The organism is Phytobacter sp., assembly GCF_059074235.1.
Genome location: NZ_JCACPZ010000009.1, coordinates 84,290 through 106,528, shown reverse-complemented (window position 1 = coordinate 106,528; position 22,239 = coordinate 84,290). Strand labels below are relative to the sequence as shown.

Sequence of the window (22,239 nt, the reverse complement as noted above, 5' to 3'; positions counted from 1 at the left end):
TTCATCACGTAAAGCCATTGATAACACCTGGTTGCCTGATCTGACCTGTAATTTTTAGGCCCTCACCGGCAGCCGAGACGTAAAAGTAACGAGTGCTACTTACGGGAAAATGTGGCATCGCGTTTTGCGGTATTTTTACGGACACGAATTATGTGGATATGTTGATGTGTTTAATGCATTTAACTGATGAATAAATGTCGGCAAACACCATGAGATCAAAAACCCGCAAGCACGGGCTGTCTATACTAAAAAGTATGCCTGCCACGCCTTACGGTGCAGTAATGATTGAAACAAGATTGAGCACAATGCTGGTTTGCCAGGCTTAAAAACAAGAGAGCGGGTGCGACTTATCGACACCAACGCACCCACCGGGCAAACAGAGTCCATACAAATCTTATCGTTGAGCAATGAGAGTACATTATGATTACTACTGACGGTAATGGTGCAGTCGCATCCGTTGCGTTCCGTGCCAGTGAAGTTATCGCCATTTACCCCATCACGCCGAGTTCCACGATGGCTGAGCAGGCCGATGCCTGGGCCGGAAACGGGTTGCTGAATGTCTGGGGTGATACGCCTCGCGTTGTCGAGATGCAGTCCGAAGCCGGTGCGATCGCCGCCGTGCACGGTGCGCTGCAAACCGGTGCCCTCTCCACCTCATTCACCTCATCGCAGGGTCTGCTGCTGATGATCCCGACGCTGTACAAACTGGCCGGTCAGTTAACCCCGTTTGTGCTGCACGTCGCCGCGCGTACCGTTGCAACCCATGCCTTGTCCATTTTTGGTGACCACTCCGATGTGATGGCGATTCGCCAGACCGGTTGCGCCATGTTGGGCGCGGGTAGCGTGCAGGAAGCGCAGGATTTCGCCTTAATCTCGCACATTGCGACGCTGAAAAGCCGGGTGCCGTTTATCCATTTCTTCGATGGCTTCCGTACCTCACACGAAATCAACAAGATTGTTCCCCTGTCGGATGACACCATCCGCACACTGCTGCCGCAGGCTGAGATCGATGCGCACCGTGCACGTGCGCTCAACCCGGAGCACCCTGTTATTCGTGGCACGTCGGCTAACCCGGATACTTACTTCCAGTCCCGTGAAGCAACAAACCCGTGGTACAACGCGGTGTACGACCACGTGGAACAGGCGATGGATGATTTCGCCGCTGCGACCGGTCGTCAGTACAAACCGTTTGAGTACTACGGACACCCGCAGGCCGATCGGGTGATTGTGTTGATGGGCTCGGCGATTGGCACTTGTGAAGAAGTGGTCGATGAATTGCTGACGCGCGGTGAGAAAGTGGGTGTGCTGAAAGTGCGCCTGTTCCGTCCGTTTAGCGCACACCATTTACTTTCTGTCTTGCCGGAAACCGCAAAAACCATTGCCGTGCTCGACCGAACCAAAGAGCCGGGCGCACTGGCCGAACCGCTCTATCTGGATGTGATGACCGCGCTGGCGGAAGCCTTCAGCCAGGGCGAGCGCGAGACCCTGCCGCGCGTGATTGGTGGACGTTATGGCCTCTCCTCGAAAGAGTTTGGCCCGGACTGCGTGCTGGCCGTCTTTAATGAGCTACGCGCCGCTAAACCTAAGCCCCGCTTTACCGTCGGTATCTACGACGATGTCACCAACCTGTCGCTGCCGTTACCGGAAAATACCCTGCCGTCTCGCGCTAAACTCGAAGCACTGTTTTATGGACTGGGCAGCGACGGTAGCGTGTCGGCAACCAAAAACAACATCAAGATTATCGGTAACTCCACGCCATGGTATGCGCAGGGCTACTTTGTCTACGATTCTAAAAAGGCCGGTGGCCTGACCGTTTCCCACCTTCGCGTCAGTGAGCACCCGATCAATTCAGCCTACCTTGTTTCCCAGGCCGATTTTGTCGGCTGCCACCAGTTGCAGTTTATCGATAAATACGAGATGGCGGAGCGGCTGAAACCCGGCGGTATCTTCCTGCTCAACACCCCGTACAGTGCAGATGAAGTCTGGGATCGCCTGCCGCAGGAAGTGCAGGCTGCGCTGAACCACAAAAAAGCCCATTTCTACGTCATCAACGCGGCGAAAATTGCCCGTGAATGCGGCCTGGCGGCGCGTATCAATACCGTCATGCAGATGGCCTTTTTCCATCTGACCCGGATCCTGCCGGGTGACAGCGCGCTAATGGAACTACAGGGCGCGATTGCCAAAAGCTACAGCAGCAAGGGCCAGGAACTGGTCGAACGAAACTGGCAGGCGCTGGCGATGGCGCGTGAGTCACTGTTTGAAGTGCCACTGCAACCGGTGAATGTGCAAAGTGCGCAACGCCCACCGGTGGTGTCTGACGCTGCCCCGGACTTTGTGAAGACCGTCACCGCCGCGATGCTGGCAGGTCTCGGCGATGCTCTGCCGGTTTCTGCACTGCCGCCGGACGGGACCTGGCCTGTCGGCACCACGCGCTGGGAGAAACGCAACATTGCCGAAGAGATCCCTATCTGGAAAGAAGATCTCTGTACCCAGTGCAACCACTGTGTTGCCGCCTGTCCGCACTCTGCTATCCGTGCCAAAGTGGTTCAACCTGATGCAATGGATGCCGCCCCAGCCAGCCTGCACTCTCTGGATGTGAAATCGCGGGATATGCGCGGTCAGAAATACGTTCTGCAGGTCGCACCGGAAGATTGCACCGGGTGTAATTTGTGTGTGGAAGTGTGCCCGGCAAAAGATCGCCAGAACCCGGAGATCAAGGCCATCAACATGATGTCCCGCCTTGAACATGTGGAAGAAGAGAAAGTGAATTACGACTTCTTCCTGGGTCTGCCTGAAATCGACCGCAGCAAACTGGAGCGCATCGACATTCGTACCTCGCAGCTTAATCAGTCCGCTGTTTGAATACTCCGGTGCCTGCTCTGGCTGCGGCGAAACCCCGTACATCAAACTGCTGACGCAGTTGTACGGTGACCGTATGTTGATTGCGAACGCCACCGGTTGTTCGTCCATTTATGGCGGGAACCTGCCATCAACACCGTATACAACAGACATCAACGGGCGCGGGCCGGCCTGGGCTAACTCGCTGTTCGAAGATAACGCCGAATTCGGCCTGGGCTTCCGGTCTGACTGTCGATCAGCACCGTAAACGTGTGATGCGCCTGTTGTCGCAGTTTGCCGATAAGATCCCTGCGGAACTAAATGATGCGCTGCATGCAGAGGCCGCACCAGAGGTTCGCCGTGAACAGGTGGCCGCCCTGCGCCAGCACCTGGCGGGCAATGAAGAGGCTAAAGAGCTGTTAACCGATGCTGACGCACTGGTGGAAAAATCCATCTGGTTGATTGGCGGTGATGGCTGGGCCTACGATATCGGCTTTGGCGGTCTCGACCATGTGCTGAGCCTGACCGAAAACGTCAATATTCTGGTGCTCGACACCCAGTGTTATTCCAACACCGGTGGCCAGGCGTCAAAAGCCACGCCGCTGGGCGCGGTCACCAAGTTTGGTGAACACGGCAAGCGGAAGGCGCGTAAAGATCTCGGTGTCAGCATGATGATGTACGGTCATGTGTATGTGGCGCAGATTTCGCTCGGTGCCCAGCTCAATCAGACGGTGAAAGCGATTCAGGAAGCGGAAGCTTATCCGGGGCCGTCACTGATCATCGCCTACAGCCCGTGTGAAGAGCATGGCTACGATCTGGCGTTAAGCCATGATCAGATGCGTCAGCTTACTGCCACCGGCTTCTGGCCGCTGTATCGCTACGATCCGCGCCGCGAAGCCGAAGGCAAACTGCCGCTGGCGCTGGACTCTCGCCCACCTTCCGACGCGCTGGCGGATACCCTGCTCAACGAGCAGCGCTTCCGTCGCCTTAATGCGCAGCAACCGGATGTGGCAGAGCAGCTGTGGAAGGATGCGGCGGCTGATTTGCAAAAACGCTATGACTTCCTGGCACAGATGGCAGGTAAAGCGGAAAAAACATCGGCAGAATAATAAGATACATTGATAAAAGCCTGCATATTTGCAGGCTTTTTTATGTCTTTGCCGCTTGCCAGAACCCACTTTCTTAGGGGATGATAATCTTTCCTCGCGCCGTGTAGTAAAGGACATACATCATGAAACACCATCCCGTTAAATCATCACGCATTTTATCCGTCGGCTACGAGGAAAGTACCCGTATTTTAGAAATCCACTTTCACGATAAAAGTACCTGGCAATATCACAATGTCCCACCACGCATTTTCACCGTTTTTCTGACCGTGGTCTCAAAAGGCCGCTATTACGACGGTGTGGTAAAAGGCAAATTCCTCGCAAAGAAAGTGGCCTGAGCAAACTCCCCCACGTCTTCGTTCTGCCATTTATCTGTTATAAAACTGTAAAATTTATGCGCGACACTGCTCGCAGGTAAGACGTTATTCATGTCTCACCTGTTACCCATAGAAACCTGAGATAAACGCATGAAGCAAAGCAGAACCCGTCGCACAATGCAGATCCACTGGAGCCTGCAACGCAAACGTGACAACCATGAGTGGAAGAAATTCAGCCTGGTGCTGACCAACCGCAGAGCCTGACCTGTCATACTCCGTAAGCCGTTATGGTGTTTGTCACGCGTAACGGCAATGCCCCTTTCCCCATCGTTCAATCTGGCCCAAATGCTTTCCTGAGCGCATCGATAAAACATTGAATTTTGACCGTCTGCTTCTTCGCGGTGGGAACCAATACGTGCATAGGCCTCGATGGGCCGTCGTAATCCGGCAGTACACGCACTAAATGACCTTTTTTAATCTCATTATTGAGTACATCCGCCGGGCCTAACGTGACACCGTAACCTTCGACGGCGGCCTGCATCAGCGCCTTCCAGTCGTTAGAGCGAAAGCGCCCTTCCGGCCTGACTTCCTCATTTTTACCGTTTTTGGTGAAGAGCCAGCGACAGGGCATGGAGGGCGACCAGTGCCCGTACACCAGGCAGGCATGCTGATGCAAATCGGCGGCACGTTCTGGCATGCCATATTGCGCAATGTACGAGGGCGACGCACAGGCAATGAGCCGGTAAGGGGCAAGCGGCCAGGCCACCATGCCGCTGTCTGCCAGCTCGCCAATGCGGATGATGACCTCAAAATCCTCTTCAATCGGATCAACGATGCGGTCACTTAACGTCAGTTCAACCTGCACATCCGGGTATTGCCCCAGATAACGCGTGATAAACGGTGACAGCGTGTGGGAACCAAAAGTGACGGGCGCATTGACCCGAATGATGCCGGACGGCGTGGCTTTCATGTTGGTGACAATGGCATCCGCCTCGTCCACTTCAGCCAAAACAATCCGGCAGCGTTCATAATAGCTGCGGCCAATATCCGTGAGATTTTGCCTGCGGGTGGTTCGGTTGATGAGTGCCGCACCCAGCCGGGATTCCAGTGCCGTAATGTGTTTTGCGACCATCTGCGGCGACATCGTCAGCGCCTCCGCGACAGCGGCAAACGAGCCCATTTCGGCGGCTTTCACGAACACTTTCATTCCGGTCAGCTTGTCCACAATTCACTACTCTCAGTTGTTTTTCATTCCACCATCATACGATTTATCTTCATTCAGGGGGCAATTAAAGTGGAGCCCGGTTGTTAAATTCTTCAGGAGTCGAAGATGAAAATTGGAATTATCGGGGCAGGCTTTGTCGGGCGTGCCATCGCAAAACTGGCGATTGATGCCGGACATCTGGTCATGCTCAGCAACTCCCGCAGCCCTCAAACGCTGTTCAGCCTTAAGCCAATGATTGGCTGTGAAATTGGCACCGCGCAGGAGGCGGCCCGGTTTGGTGACGTTGTGGTGATAGCCGTGCCTCTGACCGCCATTGATGCATTACCGCTGGCCGAACTTCAGGGCAAACCGCTGCTTGATGCCGTTAACTACTACCCGGATCGCGACGGCCGCGTTGACGTTCTGGACACCCGGCAGACCACCACCAGCGAGCTGCTGGCAAAAACGCTCGGCAGCACCAGAGTGACCAAAGCGTTTAATGCCATTCCGATGACCCAGCTTGAGAGCGACGGGCTTACGCAAGGCAGCGCAAACAGACGCGCCCTGCCGCTGGCAGGTGATGATGCCGAGGGTAAACGCATCGCCACAGAACTTTATGAAGCATTTGGCTTTGATGTGGTGGATGTCGGTCCGCTGGTTGAAGGATGGCGATTTGAGCGCGGTATGCCCGCGTACTGCGTGCGGATGACGAAGCACGAACTGGAAGAGACACTATCTACTTCGCGGCGTGGAGGGCAAGCTTAAGCCTGACAGACCGTGATTTTCGTGACCAGTTAAAATAAGTTGCTGGCGATTTGAGGTCATTTCGGATAAAAGGGGTATCCCTATGATTTCAAACCGCCAGGAACCTCGCTGTCATGAGAATTGGTATTGCCTTCCCGATTTTAGTTTTTATCGTTGCCGTTGCGTTTCTGACCTGGTTTGTGGTTGGGGGTTATGCTACGCCAGGCTGAGGGCGAGCTTTAACTGTCTGCAACTGACACTTTTCAGTTAATGAATCGCTTCATGACCGAGAATTTTCCCGCCATGCGCCGAAATGCGCTTATCCACGCGCATATAATCGGTATAAAAGAAGGTTGAGGCATCATCGTTGTGGCAAAACTCGATTTCGCGCTGCAGAAAAGTGTCGTAATAAATCACGCCCGCCTTGCATGTACAGTGTCTGCCGCACGAAGGTCCAGGATAAACCATCCTGAACATGTACTTATCACTCACCCTCTGGTGGGCGTTAGCCACCATGATGGCTTCCGGCACGTTCCAGAATAAGCATCCCACCGATCCTGCCACAATAAAGAAGGCGGCAATGGGTCCCCCCTTCTTTTGACCGGGCAGATTTCCATGTCTGAAAACGCGCCACGCGGCGAGTATTCCGATGACGCTGGCGAGTGCAACAATAATGAGCTTAATGCGGGAACCTTCAAGCAAGTAAGCCTGATCTGTATATTCCCGAACCCAAAAGACCCAGGCAACCAATAGTAATGCGACAATGCCACTCGCGATTTCTGTCTTTGTCGGCAATCTCATTTTTCTTATCCACCGATGTTTTTTATATGTGCAGCAAAATAACAAAATGAAAACCCGAAGTGAACGTCGTTGCCAGTCTACTGTAAAACGTGCTGGCTTTCGTCGCCGCAATCCGTACCATACACGACACACTTTCGCATGTCGGTTTAATCCGCAGGCGCTAACCCGTCTTTTATTGTTAATCAGAGGGGGCACGAAAATGCGCAGACAGTGTATGAAATCTATGCTTCATGGCATGAATCAATAAATAGTGAGCAGGTGGCGATGCTGAACGCCAGGCTGGCCTTTTAACATGCCGCTGCCCCACCGTGCCCCATTTGAGAGTTGAGTAAAGAACAAATGTCGCAGAATCAAGAAACTACAAAGAAAGAACAATACAATCTGAACAAACTTCAGAAGCGCATTCGCCGTAATGTCGGTGAGGCGATTGCCGACTTTAATATGATTGAAGAAGGCGACCGTATTATGGTCTGCCTCTCTGGCGGCAAAGACAGCTTCACCATGCTGGATATACTGCGCAATCTGCAACAGAGCGCCCCGATCAATTTCAGTCTGGTCGCTGTCAACCTCGATCAGAAGCAACCTGGCTTCCCGGAGCACATTCTGCCTGCATACCTGGAATCCATCGGCGTTGAATATAAGATTGTCGAAGAAAATACCTACGGCATCGTTAAAGACAAAATTCCTGAAGGCAAAACCACCTGCTCTCTGTGCTCTCGTCTGCGCCGCGGTATCCTTTACCGTACGGCAACGGAGCTGGGTGCCACAAAAATCGCGTTAGGCCACCATCGTGATGACATCCTGCAGACCCTGTTCCTCAACATGTTCTATGGCGGGAAAATGAAAGGGATGCCACCGAAACTGATGAGCGACGATGGTAAACATATTGTCATTCGCCCACTGGCCTACTGCCGCGAAAAAGACATTGAGAAATTTGCCGAAGCGAAAGGCTACCCGATTATTCCATGCAACCTGTGTGGTTCTCAGCCGAACTTACAGCGTCAGGTGATTGGCGATATGCTGCGTGACTGGGATAAGCGTTATCCTGGGCGTATTGAGACCATGTTCAGCGCCATGCAAAACGTCGTCCCATCGCACCTGAGCGATACAACGCTGTTTGATTTCAAAGGCATTCAGCACGGTGCTGACGTGCGTCGATGGCGGGGATTTGGCGTTTCGACCGTGAAGAGATCCCGCTTCATCCTGCGGGCTGGAAGCCGGATGAAGACGACGGCGACTTTAACGCCGTTCGACTGGATATTCTGGAAATCAAATAGACGAAAGCCCTCGAGTCCGAGGGCTTTTTTTTAGCGATGCGGCGGTGGGTCGATAATGGGACGCGGATCCGGATCTGGCGGGTCGGGTAACGGTTGAGGTCGAGGGATTGGGTCAGGAATCGGGACAGGATCGTTCGGAATGGGGTCACTCACCAACAAGGGATCAGACGCGTACATAGTTGCCTCCAGTAAAGGTATTGCCGTCCTTTAAGGGTAGACCGGGCTAAACAAGAGGCAAAAAAAAGCCGACTATTCTAAGTCGGCGTCGTACGAATCAATTGTGCTATGCAGTAATTCAAAAAAGGAAGTAAGACAATATGGAGCGCAACGCCCATCGCTTGACGTTGCATTCACCTGCGAGATGAATATTGCCTGTTCCCGGCACTGCATATATTGATATGGCTCAATTTAAACAGCGATTTTATGTTCATTTTTTGTTAAAAAAGTGAAATTTTACAGCCATTTACTGCGATGCAACCACCATGCAACACCGCCTATCAGAACGACCAACATTATAGCAGAAGACCGCAGAAGCCGAAACGGTATCCGCCGCCGGGAATACCACCAAGGTTGACGCCAAACAGCCCGGTTAAAAATGTGCTGGGCAGAAAAACCATTGCCATCAGCGACATTGTATAGGTTCTGCGTGACAGCGACTCCTGCATGACCTGGGTAATCTCATCGGTCATGACAGCCGTGCGCGCGATACAGGAGTCGATCTCGTCCAGCCCACGCCCTAGTCGGTCCGCAATATCCTGCATACGGCGACGCTGGTCGTCGTTCATCCACGGCAGACGTTCACTCGCCAGACGAGCAAAGACATCGCGCTGGGGCGCCATGTAGCGGCGCATCACAATCAACTGTTTGCGCAGCAAAGCCAGAAAACCACGCGGAGGAATTTCCTGATCGAGCAGATTATCTTCAAGGTCGATAATTTTATCGTGCAGCTCTTCGATAAATTCGCTGGCGTGATCGGTCAGGGCATCGCAGACATCCACCAGCCAGCCGCCGCAGTCCAGTCGGGCCGGTCCCTTCCTGCAGATCGGAGACCACATCATCCAGCGCCAGCACTTTGCGCTGACGCGTTGAGATGATCATCCGCTCATCCATATATAAGCGCACCGCCACCAGCTGGTCCGGGCGCTCATCCGTGCTGCCGTTAATGCAGCGCAACGTTATCAGCGTGCCTTCTCCCATTCGTGTAACGCGCGGACGCAGGCTTTCACCGGCAAGAGCATGGCGAACGTGCATTCGGCAGACAGCGGTGTGGTTTCCAGCCACTGTGCGCTTTCAGGGCTGGTATAGTTCAGATGAAGCCAGCAGGGATGTCTGTGCATCAATCACATCATCATTCTCGAGCGGCTTCACGCCCCCTTTCCCATCCAACTGCCACGCGTATACCGCATCCGGGATATTAACATCCGATCCTTTAATCGCTTCCACGGAGACTCCACAATCAACTCAAGCATTGTTGTCAGTCTAGCTATCCGTGGCGCGTTAAGCAACCATCATGCTGAATTCGTTAGCAAATGTAAAAAAAAGGCCCGCTAAGCGGGCCAGTGGAGGGACAAAAAATCAGAAGGAGTGCCAGTAGTTTTCCTGATTACGTAGCACCGGCCTGATGAGACGAGACTGGCGTTTGATCCTTGGTGTTCTGAGGCTGTGGCTTGCGATACCGTAGCTTGGGTTGCAGGCAGTGCAGCCTGCCCTGCGAGACGGAATTTGCTGGTACGTTGTTGCAATTCAATCACCTGATTTTTCAGGATATCCGATGAACCCGCGAGTTCATCTACCATGCTGACGTTGCTTTGCGTCACTTTTTCCAGCTCCGACAGCGCCAGGGTAATCTGAGAGATGCCCTTCTCCTGTTCCAGCGTCGATACCGCAATTTCATCCATCAATTTGCTCACCACGCTCGCACCGGAGACAATTTCCTGCATATTTTTCTCTGCTTCAGAGACAACAGTCGCCCCCTGAGTAACGTTGTCTGTGGTCACTGCAATCAGTGATTTAATGTTTTTTGCCGCTTCCGCGCTGCGATGCGCCAGGCTACTGAACTTCACCCGCCACCACCGAGAAGCCTTTGCCGTGATCCCCGGCGCGGGCGGCTTCAACGGCTGCGTTCAGCGCCAGGATATTGGTCTGGAAGGCGATACCATCGATGATCGCAATGATTTCCGTCATCTGATTGGCGCAATCAGTAATTGATTGCATATTTTGCGCCACCTGCCCCATCAGGTTCCCCCCTTTGCGGGCACTGCTGCTGGCATCACTTGCACGGGAGCTGGCAAGACGCGTGTTTTCAGCGTTATTTTTGGTGCTACTGGCCATCTGTTCCATACTCGCGGCCGTTTGCACCAGAGCTGCAGACTGCTCTTCAGTTTTCACTGACAGTTCACCGCTACGGGAAGCAAGCTCATCTGAAAGATCCAGCGCCGTCTGAGATGATGATCGAATTTCGCCCACCAAAGTCGCAATGCTGGCCAGACAGGTTATTGATACCAGGGATTAATCGCCCCGCGCAGTTATTACCAAATACCGGAATAGTGATAGAGAGATTACCGGAGGTAACCTCTTCGATGCTTTTTTTAACTGTGTTGATTGGCGTGACCAAATAGTGAGTCATATATAGCCAAAGTAACCCTAACGTCGTCATTAAGAAAACAGTTAGCGCCACGGATAATGCCATATTTTTTGCGACAACGGTCACTAAAACATCCGCAATTATGAAAGCACACGTCAGGAATAATATTATAAAAGTTCTGACACTCATATTTTTAAGCATAGCGACACCAACGATACAACTAAGGAAGGTATTATTCTTATAGCATCCGAAATGCACTTTTTCACTCTCATTTTAATCCTGAAAAATGTTCAGTTGATAACACTGCAAATTTGCATTAGGCGTGAAATATAAGACCACAAACACACCATTTAAAAGGGTTTAAGTGCCATTTTTAGCTTAATTAATCCGAAATGTTTAAAGGATATATGATATAAAACCCTGTAACTTAACTGACAATTAATTCAATGATAAGCCCTACAACATATTTAAGCTGGGCTAAAATAACCCTTTAAAATTAAAGCTTCCACCTTAAATACCGATAACGATTTACATACAAGTTAAAATTAAAAAAATAGATTAAATATTTATATTCACGTACCCACTAAATTCATCAGGTTAGCTGCTAAAATAAATTTCAGGATTTCCCTTTGTCTCTAACACTGACGTGGAATGCATAATGCTTTATGTATCGTGGGACCCTATACTTATCGGTATTTCTTTTGTGGTGGCTTTCATTGCTGCCTTTGTCGCGCTCGATAGCGCCACTAAAATTGGCGCATCAAATGTACGCAGCGCCTTGTTCTGGCGGATTTGTGGCGGTGCGACATTAGGCATGGGAATCTGGTCCATGCATTTTGTCGGTATGCTGGCCATGAAAATGCCCATCGTCATGCATTATGACATTGTGTTAACCATCGCTTCATTCGGGGTCGCATTGGTTGCTGCTACGCTCGCACTGAACGTCGCCGTAACGAAAGAAAAGCTGCCTTTCCGGCGTCTGGTGCTTGCCACGGTGTTGCTGAGCGGTGGCGTTATCACCATGCATTCTCTCGGCATGATGGCCTTAACCGATCACGTCACATTGACCTGGAATACCCCACGGTTGCTGTTCTCCATCTTTATCGCTTTTTTTGCATCCGGACTTGCGCTCTGGCTGGCTTTTGGTCGCAAACTGGTTCGCCATCACGCTTTTATCAACCATGTACTCGCTGCGCTGGTCATGGGTGTCACCATTTGTTCAACGCATTATCTGGCAATGAGCGCCGTGCAGTTCAGTGATTCGAAAGATTCCATGGGCATTGTCGTGCGGGGCAGCGCCTACGCTGCAATGCACTCCAGCGTAAGCGAAACCGGGCTCTCTATTTGGGTCTCGACCTCAACACTGATTGTCCTTGGCATCATGCTTTTTATTTCGCTGATTGATTCACAAATACGCACGTCTCGCCTGACCGACAGTTTAAGCCAGCTTAATATGCAACTGGAAAAGCAGGCCTACTTTGACCCTTTAACAAACCTGCCCAATCGCCTTCAATTTGATAATCGCCTCGATAAGTGCCTGACCAATGCGATGTCCACCCACTCTCGCTTTGCGCTACTTTTTATGGACCTGGACCGCTTTAAAGAAGTGAACGACGTCTGGGGGCATCATGTGGGAGACCTGTTGTTAAAATCGGTCTCCACCCGACTGCTGGCGTGCATCAGTTCTAAAATGACCCTCGCACGCCTGGGCGGTGATGAGTTCATTCTGCTGGTGCCGGAGAGTGATGAAAATGACGTGACGCTGCTGGCCGAGCATTTGGTGGAATCCGTCCATATCCCATTTTATGAACTGGGCCATGTGATTAAAGTTTCGTTGAGTGTGGGGATTAGTTTTTTCCCGTCTCACGGTGACAGCGCACAGGATTTGAAATTTAAGGCCGATGCAGCGATGTATAACGTCAAACAGAAAGGGCGTAACGGCTGGGAAATCTGGCATCCTGCCATAGAGCAATTGGCGGCCAATACACCGGTTTACCTTTCAGATATCCCCATGGGGGGTCAGTAACGGCTTTGCCTTCACATAATGCCCTAAAAAAATAACCCCCTTTTCTTAGAGAATCCCCTCAAGTTGCATGAAAAAAATGCCGAAAAAGGTATTATCAGGTAAGTTAAAAATAGGTAAAAAAATTCGCAACTTACCCATTACGCTGGATGTAACGCGCAAGAGAGGGGAATAGCTTATGCTGACGAATCACCTGGATGCGCTCAATCTGCTGACCACGCCCGTTTGGGTTGTCTCGCCGGATACTGAAGAAGTGCTCTTTGCCAACATTCGTGCGAAGACGCTGGCTGCAGATAGCGCATTGGTTGATATGCGCACGGGAAAATATTCTGCCCTGGCTCACAAGCATCTCGCGATGTATATCCCTGGTTTGCATAACGGTGATGAGATTGTTGAAGTCTGGACTGTTTTCCTCGACGGGGAAGCCACGACGCTGAGCTGTAAAGCGTTGCTGCGCAACATTGAGATGTTTGGCGACGTCATCGTGTTTGAGGGATTGCCGATAAGCCCCCCCTCAGGGTTGAAATCCAGTCGTTCCACATCCTACCGCCCCCGTAAACATGGCTTCTATGCCCGCTTCTTTCACACCAATTCGGCCCCGATCCTGTTAATTGACCCGGCTCGCGATGGATTGATAGTGGATGCCAATATCGCGGCCCTGCATTTCTATGGCTACAGCCATGAGGATATGTGCCGGCGGCATACCTGGGAAATCAATACCCTTGGTCGCGGCATTTTACCCGTGATGGCAGAGATCGCCCGCCTACCGGGGGGGCATAAACCGCTTAACTTCGTCCATGTGCTCGCTGACGGCTCCACACGCCATGTTCAGACCTACGCCGGGCCAATTGAAATCTATAATGATCGGCTGATGTTATGCATTATTCACGATATTACCGAGCAAAAACGGCTGGAGCAGGAACTGGAATACGCCGCACACCGCGACGCCTTAACCGGTCTGCTTAATCGGCGTCAGTTCTATCACTTGACTGAACACATCATGCCGACGGCGATGGACTTTAGTTTGCTGCTGGTGGATGCAGACTATTTCAAACGGATTAACGATCAATTTGGACATCAGAAAGGCGACGAGGTATTGATTCAACTCTCACGCACGCTGGAGCAACAGACCCGCAAGGGAGACTATGTCTTCCGCTGGGGAGGTGAAGAGTTCTTGCTGTTGTTGCCGCAAACCTCTCTGGATGAGGCGCTGAACGTTGCCGAAAACATCCGGATAACGCTGGCAAATCTGACATTACCGGACTTTCCGCACTTTACCGTAAGCATTGGTGTGGCCCGTCACCAGCCCGATGAAAGCCTCGACGCGCTGTTTAAACGGGTTGATGATGCGCTTTATCGTGCGAAAAATGATGGACGCAATAAGGTGCTCGCTGCCTGACTGCAGGCAAAAAAAGCGCCCGTTCGCGGGCGCATCTTTCAGCGTAACGTGCTCAGTGAATCCCCAATCGCCAGGCAAAATCGATCTCTTCTTTAAGCTCGTTATGCGAGAGCGTGAGCAAATCAGCAAATTCCAGACTGAGCTGTTTTAATTTCTTGAGGTATTGCGCAGGCGTCATTGTGCTTTTATCACGACGTAAGTATTCGATGGCCAGTTGGGTGGGGTCTAATTCGTTGTGCATAGCATCCTCTTCAGTGGTTAAGGAATAACCACTATAACACATTTTACTGCACAAATTTTGACCTCAGCCAGGATCCCATCACCCTACCGTTTCGCTTACCGCCTCACTTGCGTGAGCAACAGGCGATGTAATTCAGTTGCTTACGGTGTGCGCGGAAATAACGGAACATACCGGTAAAACGTACGCGATTTTCGCGAGTCCGCATGCCGTTAAAGACGATTTTCAGTGCACCGCCCAGCCCCTCGTCACGAATAAGTCCCGCAGGTGACATCAATGACATGACCCCATTATGGGTGTCGACTCGCGTAAATCCGCTGTCAAGAAAGAGCTGCCGCCAGTTACTGAGACTCATCGGGCTCACGTGTGATTTCACCACATTCTGCAACTGACCATGAGAGCCGGACGCCAGCTCACCGCGGGACAGCATGATGTCGTGCGTCAGCAGACAGCCGCCTTTTTTCAGCACGCGGTAGTATTCGTTCACCAGCTTCGATTTGGCTTTATCCGCATACATGGTCAACATGGCTTCATTGATGACCACGTCAAAACTCTCATCCGGGAACGGCAGTTTGGTTGCATTCGCTTCAAGGATATGAATTTTATCGCTCAGCCCTGCTACTTTCACCCGCTCGGTGGCGATTTGCAGCGCCTGTTTATCCATGTCGATGGCACAAATCTGGCACCCAAAGCGCTGAGCCAGTTCTATGGAGGTCGTTGCCATATTGCAGGCGACTTCCAGCACCTTAATATCGCCATTTAGCTGAGCCTGATCGATCAGCCATTCCGTTGCTTCAATGCCGCCTGGTCGTAAACGTGTTTTCCCCAGGCTCGCTAAAAACGTATGGCCTGCCTTCTCGCTCACGTTCATGTTCAATCCCTCACTTAAAGTTGCATTATAAATACATCATTTTAGTGATGAGATGAAGTATGGGAATGATTTTTATTTACCTGGATCAATTTTGTGCAGAACACACAAAAAAAGGGGTTGATCGCCAAGATGATAAAGATTATCTTTCTCATCACTGAATAGTTGACTTAAATAGTCAGGTATTCAGTACGACATTGCTCACATTGCTTCCAGTATTGTTTGCCCGCTTCTCTGAAGCGGGCTTTTTTTTGGCTCGCACCAGGTAAACTGCTTATTCGTAGTCTTCCAGCGCGTCCTGAATGGCATCAGCTAAAGAGGAGACCTCTTGTGAGACGTTGCGTAAATCCATCTGACTACGGATGCCAGAATTCGCTGTGGATGCTGAAACGGATGCTTTTGAAATCTCTAGTGCGGCCTGCACGGCAAGCAATCGTTTCTTCTGTTCTTCCGTCGCAGCGGTACCAAAATAGGCTTCTAACATTCCTCTCTCCCTAAAATCACATGTAAACAAACATACTACTGGAAAGCAGCGATGCTGGCGGGGAAAAACCACCAGCAAGTGTTAATAAATCAAAAAAAGTCTTTCGGAATGTTGACAGGCAGGTTAGTGAGATTGCTGGATCATCTGAATTGTCGCCTCCTGAGATAATCCATGCCCCTGAATGTGGACCGGGAAAGCGACATCCTGGGTTTCGTTGTGGAAGGTTTCATCCCCTTCACCGTGGAGTACACCGACAACGATATCGCCTCTCTCAATGTTGTCACTGCCCAACAGTTTTACAACGGTGAAGTTGTTATATTCATCACGAATGATGACAAAACCAATACGGTGCTCGTGATGCAGAACGACGCCGCGCATGCGCATATGACTGCTCCTTTTGGTTATGTGTTAACCGAAGCATAGCTGAGCATGGCGCTGTTAACAGTTAGGCAGCTAGCAATTTAACAAGCCGAACGGCAAATCAATATGCCGTGGCTGAATGGTAAAGAAAATGCTGGCGCTAAAATTTACGCCAGCACGCACTCATGACGACGTTAATCAAAGAGTGTCTGCCATTAATGCTTCAGCAGATACATCGTCCTTGTATACGCCACATCTTCCGGATTGTTAATCGGATACCCCTTCAGCCACGGTTTGATGAGACGTCCGTTGGTGTACTGGTAAATCGGAATAATAGGTGCTTTTTCAGCAATGATTTTTTCCGCAGCGTTGTAATCCGCATTACGCGCACTCGCCTGCGTTTCCTGCGTTGCCTGGTTTATCACCTTGTCGTAAGCCGGATCGTTGAAACGAGTAATGTTGCCGCTATGACCCGACGTCAGCAGTGAAAGGAAGGTCGAAGGCTCGTTGTAATCACCAATCCATGACGCACGTATCACATCAAAATTTCCGGTGTTGCGGCTATCAATATAGGTTTTCCACTCCTGGTTTTGCAGTTTGACGTCAATACCAAGATTCTTTTTCCACATCGATGCCACAGCAATGGCAATCTTCTGGTGCGTTTCAGACGTGTTATAAAGCAGCGTCAGGTTAAGCGGACGTTGCGGCCCGTAACCCGCCGCCTGCAACAGCGTTTTGGCCTGCGCATTAAGCTCTTCCTGACTCATCTGTTCGAATGGCGAAGGCTGCGGTGTGAACCCGGCCGTCACGTCCGGTGTGAAGCGCCAGGCCGGTTTTTCTCCTGTGCCCAGTACTTTTTCCGCCATTATTCGGCGATCGACCGTCATGCTCAGCGCCAGACGCACGCGTGGATCGGCAGTCGGACCTTTTTGTGTGTTCAGCGCATAATAGTAAGTCCCGAGCTGTGGCGGTGTATAAACCTGACCCGGAATCTCTTTAAGCAGCTTCTGATACTGACTCTTCGGGAAGGATTCAGTGATATCGATGTTACCCGCCAGATAACGGTTTGTCGCAGCAGTTTCCTGGTTGATCGGAACAAAGGTCACTTTCTGAATGACGGTTTTAGCATTGTCCCAATAGTATTTATTTGGCGTAAATTCAAGCTTCTCGTTCACGACACGCGCCGCAAGGACATAAGCGCCGTTGCCCACCAGATTCCCCGGACGCGTCCAGTCCTGCCCGCCTTCTACATTGGCTTTCTGCACCGGGTAAAAGGCAAAACTGGCGGCCATATTCGCAAACCACGGCAGCGGTTTATCTAACTGAACGCGCAGGGTTTTCGCATCCACCGCCGTCACACCCAGCTTGTCCGGGCTAACTTTACCGTCGATAATATCCTGTGCCTGGCTGATGCCCGCCAGCGCGGCAAAAGAGGCAAAAGGCGAAGTGGTTTTAGGGTCGACCAGGCGCTGCCAGCTATAGACAAAATCCTGTGCGGTGACGGACGTACCGTCTGACCATTTTGCATCGTTGCGTAGGGTAAACGTCCACACCCGATTATCGTTGCTCTGCCACTTTGACGCGACGCCAGGCACAATGTCGCCCCTCTCATTCTGATTGACGAGCCCTTCATATAAGTCACGGATAACCTGAATTTCCGGCAGGCCAACCGCTTTCGCCGGGTCCAGCGTCGCGGGTTCATCTTTGATATGGCGAACCAACTCCTGCTTTTTCGCCAATTCGGCCCCTTTGGGCACATCGGCCGCCCAGGCCAGTGAAGTGAAACCGCACAAATAAAGCGCACAACCGATCAACGTCACAGGATGCTTCATGTGATCCCCTTTTATTTTTGTAGCAAAGCGAAAGATGAGGTAATTATTTGTTTTAACACGGGGGAATGCAAATTCCCACCGCCAGAATGTTGACGACACGCCAGTTTATACGTGACCTGTGCATTTGCCGGGTTGGGTAAAATGCTCAACACTTAGTGAAGGTTAACCATCATAAGGACGATTATGCACGTCTCACGACCACGCCAGGAACGCGGTGCTTTTCCTGGCGATAGCGAAACGTATGGCCACTCGCTGTTGGGGGCGCCGCTTATCTGGTTCCCTGCTCCTCAGGTCTCTCATGACAGCGGATTGATCATTGCGGGAACCCATGGGGATGAAAATTCATCCGTGGTAACCCTTTCGTGCGCCCTGCGTACACTCAAACCTGAACTTCGTCGCCACCATGTAGTGTTGGCAGTGAACCCAGATGGGTGTCAGTTAGGTTTAAGGGCCAATGCCAGCGGGGTGGATCTGAATCGTAATTTCCCTGCCGCAAACTGGAAGCCCGGCGACACGGTCTATCGCTGGAACAGTGCAGCAACCGAGCGAGATGTCGTCCTGTCGACAGGAGAGCGCCCCGGTTCAGAAGCTGAAACACAGGCGCTCTGTACCCTGATCCATCGTATTCGTCCGGCATGGGTAGTGTCGTTTCACGATCCGCTTGGGTGCGTTGAAGATCCGCGTCGCAGTGATTTCGGAGCATGGCTTGCCACACAGTTTGCGCTTCCACTGGTCACCAGCGTGGGCTATGAAACGCCCGGTTCGTTTGGCAGTTGGTGTGCGGACATGCATCTGCACTGCATTACCCTCGAATTTCCGCCGGTCTCCTCTGATGAAGCCAGCGAGAAGTATCTCGGCGCAATGACCGCGCTCCTGCATCACGATGTGGAGAGGTGAAGCTCGCCTGGCGTGAAGTGCAGTGCTGGCTCAACGTCCACCGCCAGCCAGGTCGGGCCGTCCAGGTCGGCAAAACGGACGTTACCCGCCAAAGGTAATGCCGCGCTAATGGCGCGCGAAGTGCAGATCATACAACCGAGCATCAAACCAAACCCCTGCGCACTGGCTTCATCCGCCAGTGCCAGAGCCTCTGTCAGACCGCCGGTTTTATCAAGCTTGATGTTCACCATGTCATAACGGCCGACCAGAGCAGGCAGATCCGCCCGGGTGTGGCAGCTCTCGTCGGCACAGATGGGGAGCGGGTGGATAAAATGGGTCAGCGCATCATCTTCACCGACGGGCAGCGGTTGTTCCAGCATTGAGACGCCCAGGTCAGCCAGCAGCTGGCAACGTGCCGCCAGTCCTTCGCTACGCCAGGCTTCATTCGCATCGACGATCAACGTGGCATCCGGTGCCGCAGCGCGAATGGCGACCATCCGCTCGCTGATGAAATGATCGTCAAGTTTAATTTTGAGCAGGCGCGCGCCCCGTTCAACCAACGCTGCTGCACTTGCCGCCATCTGTTCCGGCGTACCAATCACCACCGTCTGGGCAGTGGTGACCACTGAAGGCAACACCACGCCCGCGTAGGCGGTGAGCGTTTTCGCTGAACGACGGGCTTCGAGATCCCAGAGAGCACAATCCACCGCATTGCGCGCCGCACCTGCTGGCAACAGGGTTTGCAATTCCTCGCGCGTCAATCGGTTTTCCAACTGTGCGATATGGCTCATGATTTGAGCAATGACCGATGCCTCACTTTCACCATAACGCAGATAGGGAGTGCACTCGCCAACCGCCTTCACTCCGTCTTCTTCCAGTTCAACCACCACCACCCGCGCTTCATTGCGGCTGCCTCGTGAGATCACAAACGGCGTATGCAGCGGCCAGGTTTCTTCGTAGACCTTCACACTTCTCATCCCTTGCTCCTCTGGCGGTTTCTTAACGAGTATAGATTCGAAATTAGGTTTGCCGCGCTCCTCGCTTTCGGCATAAACTAGCGTTGAAGTTAACTATATGTAAACAGGAAGATATATATGTCACAACTTGTCCATTTCCAGGGTAATCCAGTTTCCGTTGCCGGCCAGATCCCGGCTCAGGGCAGCAAAGCCGCTGCCTTCTCTCTCGTGGCGAAAGACCTGTCTGACGTGGCCTTAAGCCAGTTTGCTGGTAAACGCAAAGTCCTGAACATTTTCCCAAGTATTGATACCGGCGTGTGCGCTGCATCGGTGCGCAAGTTCAACGAACTGGCGACCGAAATCAACGATACCGTGGTGCTGTGCATTTCTGCAGACCTGCCGTTTGCCCAGTCTCGTTTCTGCGGTGCAGAAGGTCTGAGCAATGTCATTACCCTGTCGACCCTGCGTAACCCGGAATTCCTGGCCGACTACGGTGTGGGCATTGCTGAAGGTGCGCTGAAAGGCCTGGCTGCGCGCGCCGTTGTGGTGATCGACGAGAATGACAAGGTGATTTTCAGCCAACTGGTAAATGAAATTACCAATGAACCGGACTATGCGTCTGCGCTGGAAGTGCTGAAGGGTTAATCCCTGCAGTTGCCCGGTAATCACTTACCGGGCCTCTCTCTTTTACTCGTCGCCCTTCTTCTGACTCAATCCGTACTCACGCAACTTATTCGCAATCGCTGTATGCGAAACGCCCAGACGTTTTGCCAGCTTACGTGTGCTCGGGAAGCTGCTGTAAAGCTGAATCAACACAGAACGCTCGAAGCGGCTGGTTATCTCATCCAGCGAACCTTCCATCGCATCTTCGCCCACCGCCATCGTCGCGGCATCATAGTCCGGCAGGATGATATCCTGCGCCCGCAACTCGTACCCTTCCAGCTGCGTCAGGGCGCGATAAATCGCATTCTTGAGCTGACGCACATTGCCCGGCCAATTATAGCGACTAAGGATTTGGTTCAGTTCGTGTGCCAGTTTGGGACGCGGCACACCCTGTTCATCGGCGAAACGGGCCACGAACAGCTCAGTCAACGGCATGATGTCCTGCGGACGATCGCGCAGCGGGGGCAGATTCAGGGTCAACACATTCAGACGATAATAGAGATCCTCACGGAACAGCCCCTTTTGCACCAGGTCGACCAGGTTCCGTTGGGTCGCGCAGATTACGCGCACATCGACATGTACTTCGTGATCTTCGCCAACGCGACGGAAGGTGCCGTCGTTCAGGAAACGCAACAGTTTTACCTGCATACGCGGTGACATTTCACCGATCTCGTCCAGCAGCACGGAGCCGCCATTTGCCTGCTCAAAGAAGCCCTTTTTCCCTTCCGGCGCGTGACCAAAAAGTTCACTTTCAACAGCATCTTCGGGAATCGAGGCACAATTCAGGGCCAGATAAGGTTTTGCCGCACGTGGGCTGGCAAGGTGACAGGCGTGGGCAAGCAGATCTTTGCCAGTTCCGGTATCACCCACAATCAGCAGCGGCGCGGTTAAGTTGGCTAATTTGCGCGCCTGCTCCAGCACCTGACGCATCTTCGGGCTAACTGCCACAATCTGACTGAACGCGCTAAGGTCCTGCTGGGAGAGATTTTGTAGCTGGCGGCCCATTCGTGCGGTAGAACGCAGCATGACCACTGCGCCCGTCAGCACGGCTTCACCGGTCTCCCCTTCGAGATGCACGGGGGTGATTTCCATCAGAAAATTCTGGCCGTTGATGGCGACATGTTCGCTCTGAGAGATGTGCGGGTTGCTTTCCAGCCAACGCGTGAAGTTGAAGCCGGAGATGAGTTGCGAGGCGTTAAAGTTACGCAACTTGTCCTGATCCTGGCTAAACAGCTGGCAACTGGCCGGGTTCGCCAGTTCAATTTTGCTTTTCATGTCCAGTGACAACACCGGCTCTGGCAGCGCTTCAAGCACTGCACTCATGGCACGATGCTCACGTTCTGATGGCATCCACAACACCGTACGAACATCAGTGACGCCGGGAATGCGACGAATTTCTGCCATCAGGCTACTGAATGTATCAAACGCCAGTGCAGCAAAGTTCAGGTAGATACGCCCAATCGGGTCAATCTCGATTCCGCGTAAGTCGATGCCGCGTAACACCAGCAAATCCAATAGCTCACGAGTCAGACCCAATCGATCTTCACAAAACACTTCAAGACGCATGGAAACATCACCCTACATTATCGACTAATGTCGCGATGATATGTCAGTTCAGGTCTGGCAGGAAGATGTCTGTCAACAATTATTGACAGTTTGCGGCAAAAAC

General features: G+C 52.1%; 17 protein-coding genes and 5 pseudogenes. 10 read left to right on the top strand and 12 right to left on the bottom strand.

Going from position 1 to position 22,239, the window contains the following annotated elements:
• The first annotated feature begins 420 nt into the window (after positions 1-420).
• Together nifJ and AC5JPW_RS25005 are read left to right on the top strand one after the other, a co-directional pair.
• Positions 421-3,947: pseudogene (gene nifJ / locus AC5JPW_RS25010) on the top strand (pyruvate:ferredoxin (flavodoxin) oxidoreductase).
• A 122-nt stretch (positions 3,948-4,069) separates the two neighbouring features.
• Positions 4,070-4,282 carry a KTSC domain-containing protein gene (locus AC5JPW_RS25005; protein ID WP_494244124.1) on the top strand — a complete coding sequence of 71 codons (213 nt, stop codon included), beginning with the start codon at positions 4,070-4,072 and terminating at the stop codon, positions 4,280-4,282.
• 310 nt (positions 4,283-4,592) lie between these two features.
• On the opposite strand, the gene AC5JPW_RS25000 is transcribed toward AC5JPW_RS25005, so the two are convergent.
• Positions 4,593-5,486: a LysR substrate-binding domain-containing protein gene (locus AC5JPW_RS25000; RefSeq protein WP_494244122.1), complete on the bottom strand. Its 894-nt coding sequence runs from the start codon at positions 5,484-5,486 to the stop codon at positions 4,593-4,595.
• 105 nt (positions 5,487-5,591) lie between these two features.
• On the opposite strand from AC5JPW_RS25000, the gene AC5JPW_RS24995 reads away from it, so the two are divergent.
• Both AC5JPW_RS24995 and AC5JPW_RS24990 read left to right on the top strand, forming a co-directional pair.
• Entirely contained in the window at positions 5,592-6,230 is a 639-nt protein-coding gene (locus tag AC5JPW_RS24995) for an NADPH-dependent F420 reductase (protein ID WP_494244120.1), read from the top strand.
• A 113-nt stretch (positions 6,231-6,343) separates the two neighbouring features.
• A complete protein-coding gene (locus AC5JPW_RS24990) occupies positions 6,344-6,439 on the top strand; it encodes a YoaK family small membrane protein (RefSeq protein ID WP_437890339.1) in 96 nt (31 codons plus the stop codon).
• Positions 6,440-6,476: 37 nt separating this feature from the next.
• Here AC5JPW_RS24990 and AC5JPW_RS24985 read toward each other — a convergent pair whose 3' ends face one another.
• Positions 6,477-7,010, bottom strand: coding sequence for a hypothetical protein (locus tag AC5JPW_RS24985; protein WP_494244117.1), 534 nt, complete (start codon positions 7,008-7,010; stop codon positions 6,477-6,479).
• Between the two features lie 67 nt (positions 7,011-7,077).
• Between AC5JPW_RS24985 and AC5JPW_RS24980 the strand changes: the two are divergent.
• A pseudogene (locus AC5JPW_RS24980) lies at positions 7,078-7,301 on the top strand (tyrosine-type recombinase/integrase); the annotation flags it as partial.
• 48 nt (positions 7,302-7,349) lie between these two features.
• Positions 7,350-8,287, top strand: a pseudogene (gene ttcA / locus AC5JPW_RS24975) (tRNA 2-thiocytidine(32) synthetase TtcA).
• Between the two features lie 30 nt (positions 8,288-8,317).
• On the opposite strand, the gene ynaL reads toward ttcA, so the two are convergent.
• The 3 genes and pseudogenes from ynaL to AC5JPW_RS24960 all read right to left on the bottom strand — a co-directional run.
• On the bottom strand, positions 8,318-8,464 hold the full coding sequence (gene ynaL / locus AC5JPW_RS24970; protein WP_494244115.1) for a proline-rich small protein YnaL: 147 nt from the start codon (positions 8,462-8,464) through the stop codon (positions 8,318-8,320).
• A 276-nt stretch (positions 8,465-8,740) separates the two neighbouring features.
• A pseudogene (gene zntB / locus AC5JPW_RS24965) lies at positions 8,741-9,730 on the bottom strand (zinc transporter ZntB).
• A gap of 266 nt (positions 9,731-9,996) precedes the next feature.
• Positions 9,997-10,976: pseudogene (locus tag AC5JPW_RS24960) on the bottom strand (methyl-accepting chemotaxis protein); the annotation flags it as partial.
• Positions 10,977-11,529: 553 nt separating this feature from the next.
• Between AC5JPW_RS24960 and AC5JPW_RS24955 the strand changes: the two are divergent.
• Both AC5JPW_RS24955 and AC5JPW_RS24950 read left to right on the top strand, forming a co-directional pair.
• Positions 11,530-12,897, top strand: coding sequence for an MHYT domain-containing protein (locus tag AC5JPW_RS24955; protein ID WP_494244113.1), 1,368 nt, complete (start codon positions 11,530-11,532; stop codon positions 12,895-12,897).
• 175 nt (positions 12,898-13,072) lie between these two features.
• A complete protein-coding gene (locus AC5JPW_RS24950) occupies positions 13,073-14,293 on the top strand; it encodes a GGDEF domain-containing protein (RefSeq protein ID WP_494244112.1) in 1,221 nt (406 codons plus the stop codon).
• Between the two features lie 52 nt (positions 14,294-14,345).
• Here AC5JPW_RS24950 and AC5JPW_RS24945 read toward each other — a convergent pair whose 3' ends face one another.
• The 5 genes from AC5JPW_RS24945 to AC5JPW_RS24925 form a co-directional block, all read right to left on the bottom strand.
• A complete protein-coding gene (locus AC5JPW_RS24945; protein WP_494244110.1) occupies positions 14,346-14,534 on the bottom strand; it encodes a YdiH family protein in 189 nt (62 codons plus the stop codon).
• Positions 14,535-14,637: 103 nt separating this feature from the next.
• The gene (locus AC5JPW_RS24940) at positions 14,638-15,402 is read right to left on the bottom strand and encodes a class I SAM-dependent methyltransferase (protein WP_494244108.1); all 765 of its coding nucleotides are present in this window, start codon (positions 15,400-15,402) and stop codon (positions 14,638-14,640) included.
• Between the two features lie 271 nt (positions 15,403-15,673).
• Positions 15,674-15,883, bottom strand: coding sequence for a hypothetical protein (locus AC5JPW_RS24935; RefSeq protein ID WP_494244106.1), 210 nt, complete (start codon positions 15,881-15,883; stop codon positions 15,674-15,676).
• A 123-nt stretch (positions 15,884-16,006) separates the two neighbouring features.
• Positions 16,007-16,267, bottom strand: coding sequence for a hypothetical protein (locus tag AC5JPW_RS24930; RefSeq protein ID WP_494244104.1), 261 nt, complete (start codon positions 16,265-16,267; stop codon positions 16,007-16,009).
• 191 nt (positions 16,268-16,458) lie between these two features.
• A complete protein-coding gene (locus tag AC5JPW_RS24925) occupies positions 16,459-18,075 on the bottom strand; it encodes a peptide ABC transporter substrate-binding protein (protein WP_494244102.1) in 1,617 nt (538 codons plus the stop codon).
• 183 nt (positions 18,076-18,258) lie between these two features.
• Here AC5JPW_RS24925 and mpaA point away from each other — a divergent pair, with 183 nt between their 5' ends.
• Positions 18,259-18,972 (top strand): murein tripeptide amidase MpaA, encoded by a 714-nt coding sequence (gene mpaA / locus AC5JPW_RS24920; protein ID WP_494244100.1) that lies wholly within the window; start codon positions 18,259-18,261, stop codon positions 18,970-18,972.
• Here the strand turns inward: mpaA and ycjG are convergent.
• Positions 18,954-19,928, bottom strand: a complete 975-nt coding sequence (gene ycjG / locus AC5JPW_RS24915) for an L-Ala-D/L-Glu epimerase (RefSeq protein WP_494244098.1) — start codon at positions 19,926-19,928, stop codon at positions 18,954-18,956. The two genes, mpaA and ycjG, sit on opposite strands and share 19 nt — an antisense overlap.
• Positions 19,929-20,045: 117 nt before the next feature.
• Here ycjG and tpx point away from each other — a divergent pair, with 117 nt between their 5' ends.
• Positions 20,046-20,552: a thiol peroxidase gene (gene tpx, locus AC5JPW_RS24910; protein ID WP_494244096.1), complete on the top strand. Its 507-nt coding sequence runs from the start codon at positions 20,046-20,048 to the stop codon at positions 20,550-20,552.
• A 42-nt stretch (positions 20,553-20,594) separates the two neighbouring features.
• Here the strand turns inward: tpx and tyrR are convergent, their stop codons facing one another.
• Positions 20,595-22,136 (bottom strand): transcriptional regulator TyrR, encoded by a 1,542-nt coding sequence (tyrR, locus tag AC5JPW_RS24905; protein WP_494244094.1) that lies wholly within the window; start codon positions 22,134-22,136, stop codon positions 20,595-20,597.
• Positions 22,137-22,239 lie beyond the last annotated feature (103 nt).

Excerpts from the sequence above, each read along its gene's own strand:
- AC5JPW_RS24955 (WP_494244113.1), top strand. The coding sequence starts at position 11,530 with ATGCTTTATGTATCGTGGGACCCTATACTTATCGGTATTTCTTTTGTG.
- AC5JPW_RS25005 (WP_494244124.1), top strand. The coding sequence starts at position 4,070 with ATGAAACACCATCCCGTTAAATCATCACGCATTTTATCCGTCGGCTAC.
- AC5JPW_RS24940 (WP_494244108.1), bottom strand. The coding sequence starts at position 15,402 with ATGAACGTGAGCGAGAAGGCAGGCCATACGTTTTTAGCGAGCCTGGGG.
- tpx (WP_494244096.1), top strand. The coding sequence starts at position 20,046 with ATGTCACAACTTGTCCATTTCCAGGGTAATCCAGTTTCCGTTGCCGGC.
- AC5JPW_RS24995 (WP_494244120.1), top strand. The coding sequence starts at position 5,592 with ATGAAAATTGGAATTATCGGGGCAGGCTTTGTCGGGCGTGCCATCGCA.
- ycjG (WP_494244098.1), bottom strand. The coding sequence starts at position 19,928 with ATGAGAAGTGTGAAGGTCTACGAAGAAACCTGGCCGCTGCATACGCCG.
- AC5JPW_RS24985 (WP_494244117.1), bottom strand. The coding sequence starts at position 7,010 with ATGAGATTGCCGACAAAGACAGAAATCGCGAGTGGCATTGTCGCATTA.
- AC5JPW_RS24950 (WP_494244112.1), top strand. The coding sequence starts at position 13,073 with ATGCTGACGAATCACCTGGATGCGCTCAATCTGCTGACCACGCCCGTT.
- AC5JPW_RS24930 (WP_494244104.1), bottom strand. The coding sequence starts at position 16,267 with ATGCGCATGCGCGGCGTCGTTCTGCATCACGAGCACCGTATTGGTTTT.
- AC5JPW_RS24990 (WP_437890339.1), top strand. The coding sequence starts at position 6,344 with ATGAGAATTGGTATTGCCTTCCCGATTTTAGTTTTTATCGTTGCCGTT.
- AC5JPW_RS24935 (WP_494244106.1), bottom strand. The coding sequence starts at position 15,883 with ATGTTAGAAGCCTATTTTGGTACCGCTGCGACGGAAGAACAGAAGAAA.
- AC5JPW_RS24945 (WP_494244110.1), bottom strand. The coding sequence starts at position 14,534 with ATGCACAACGAATTAGACCCCACCCAACTGGCCATCGAATACTTACGT.
- tyrR (WP_494244094.1), bottom strand. The coding sequence starts at position 22,136 with ATGCGTCTTGAAGTGTTTTGTGAAGATCGATTGGGTCTGACTCGTGAG.
- ynaL (WP_494244115.1), bottom strand. The coding sequence starts at position 8,464 with ATGTACGCGTCTGATCCCTTGTTGGTGAGTGACCCCATTCCGAACGAT.
- AC5JPW_RS24925 (WP_494244102.1), bottom strand. The coding sequence starts at position 18,075 with ATGAAGCATCCTGTGACGTTGATCGGTTGTGCGCTTTATTTGTGCGGT.
- mpaA (WP_494244100.1), top strand. The coding sequence starts at position 18,259 with ATGCACGTCTCACGACCACGCCAGGAACGCGGTGCTTTTCCTGGCGAT.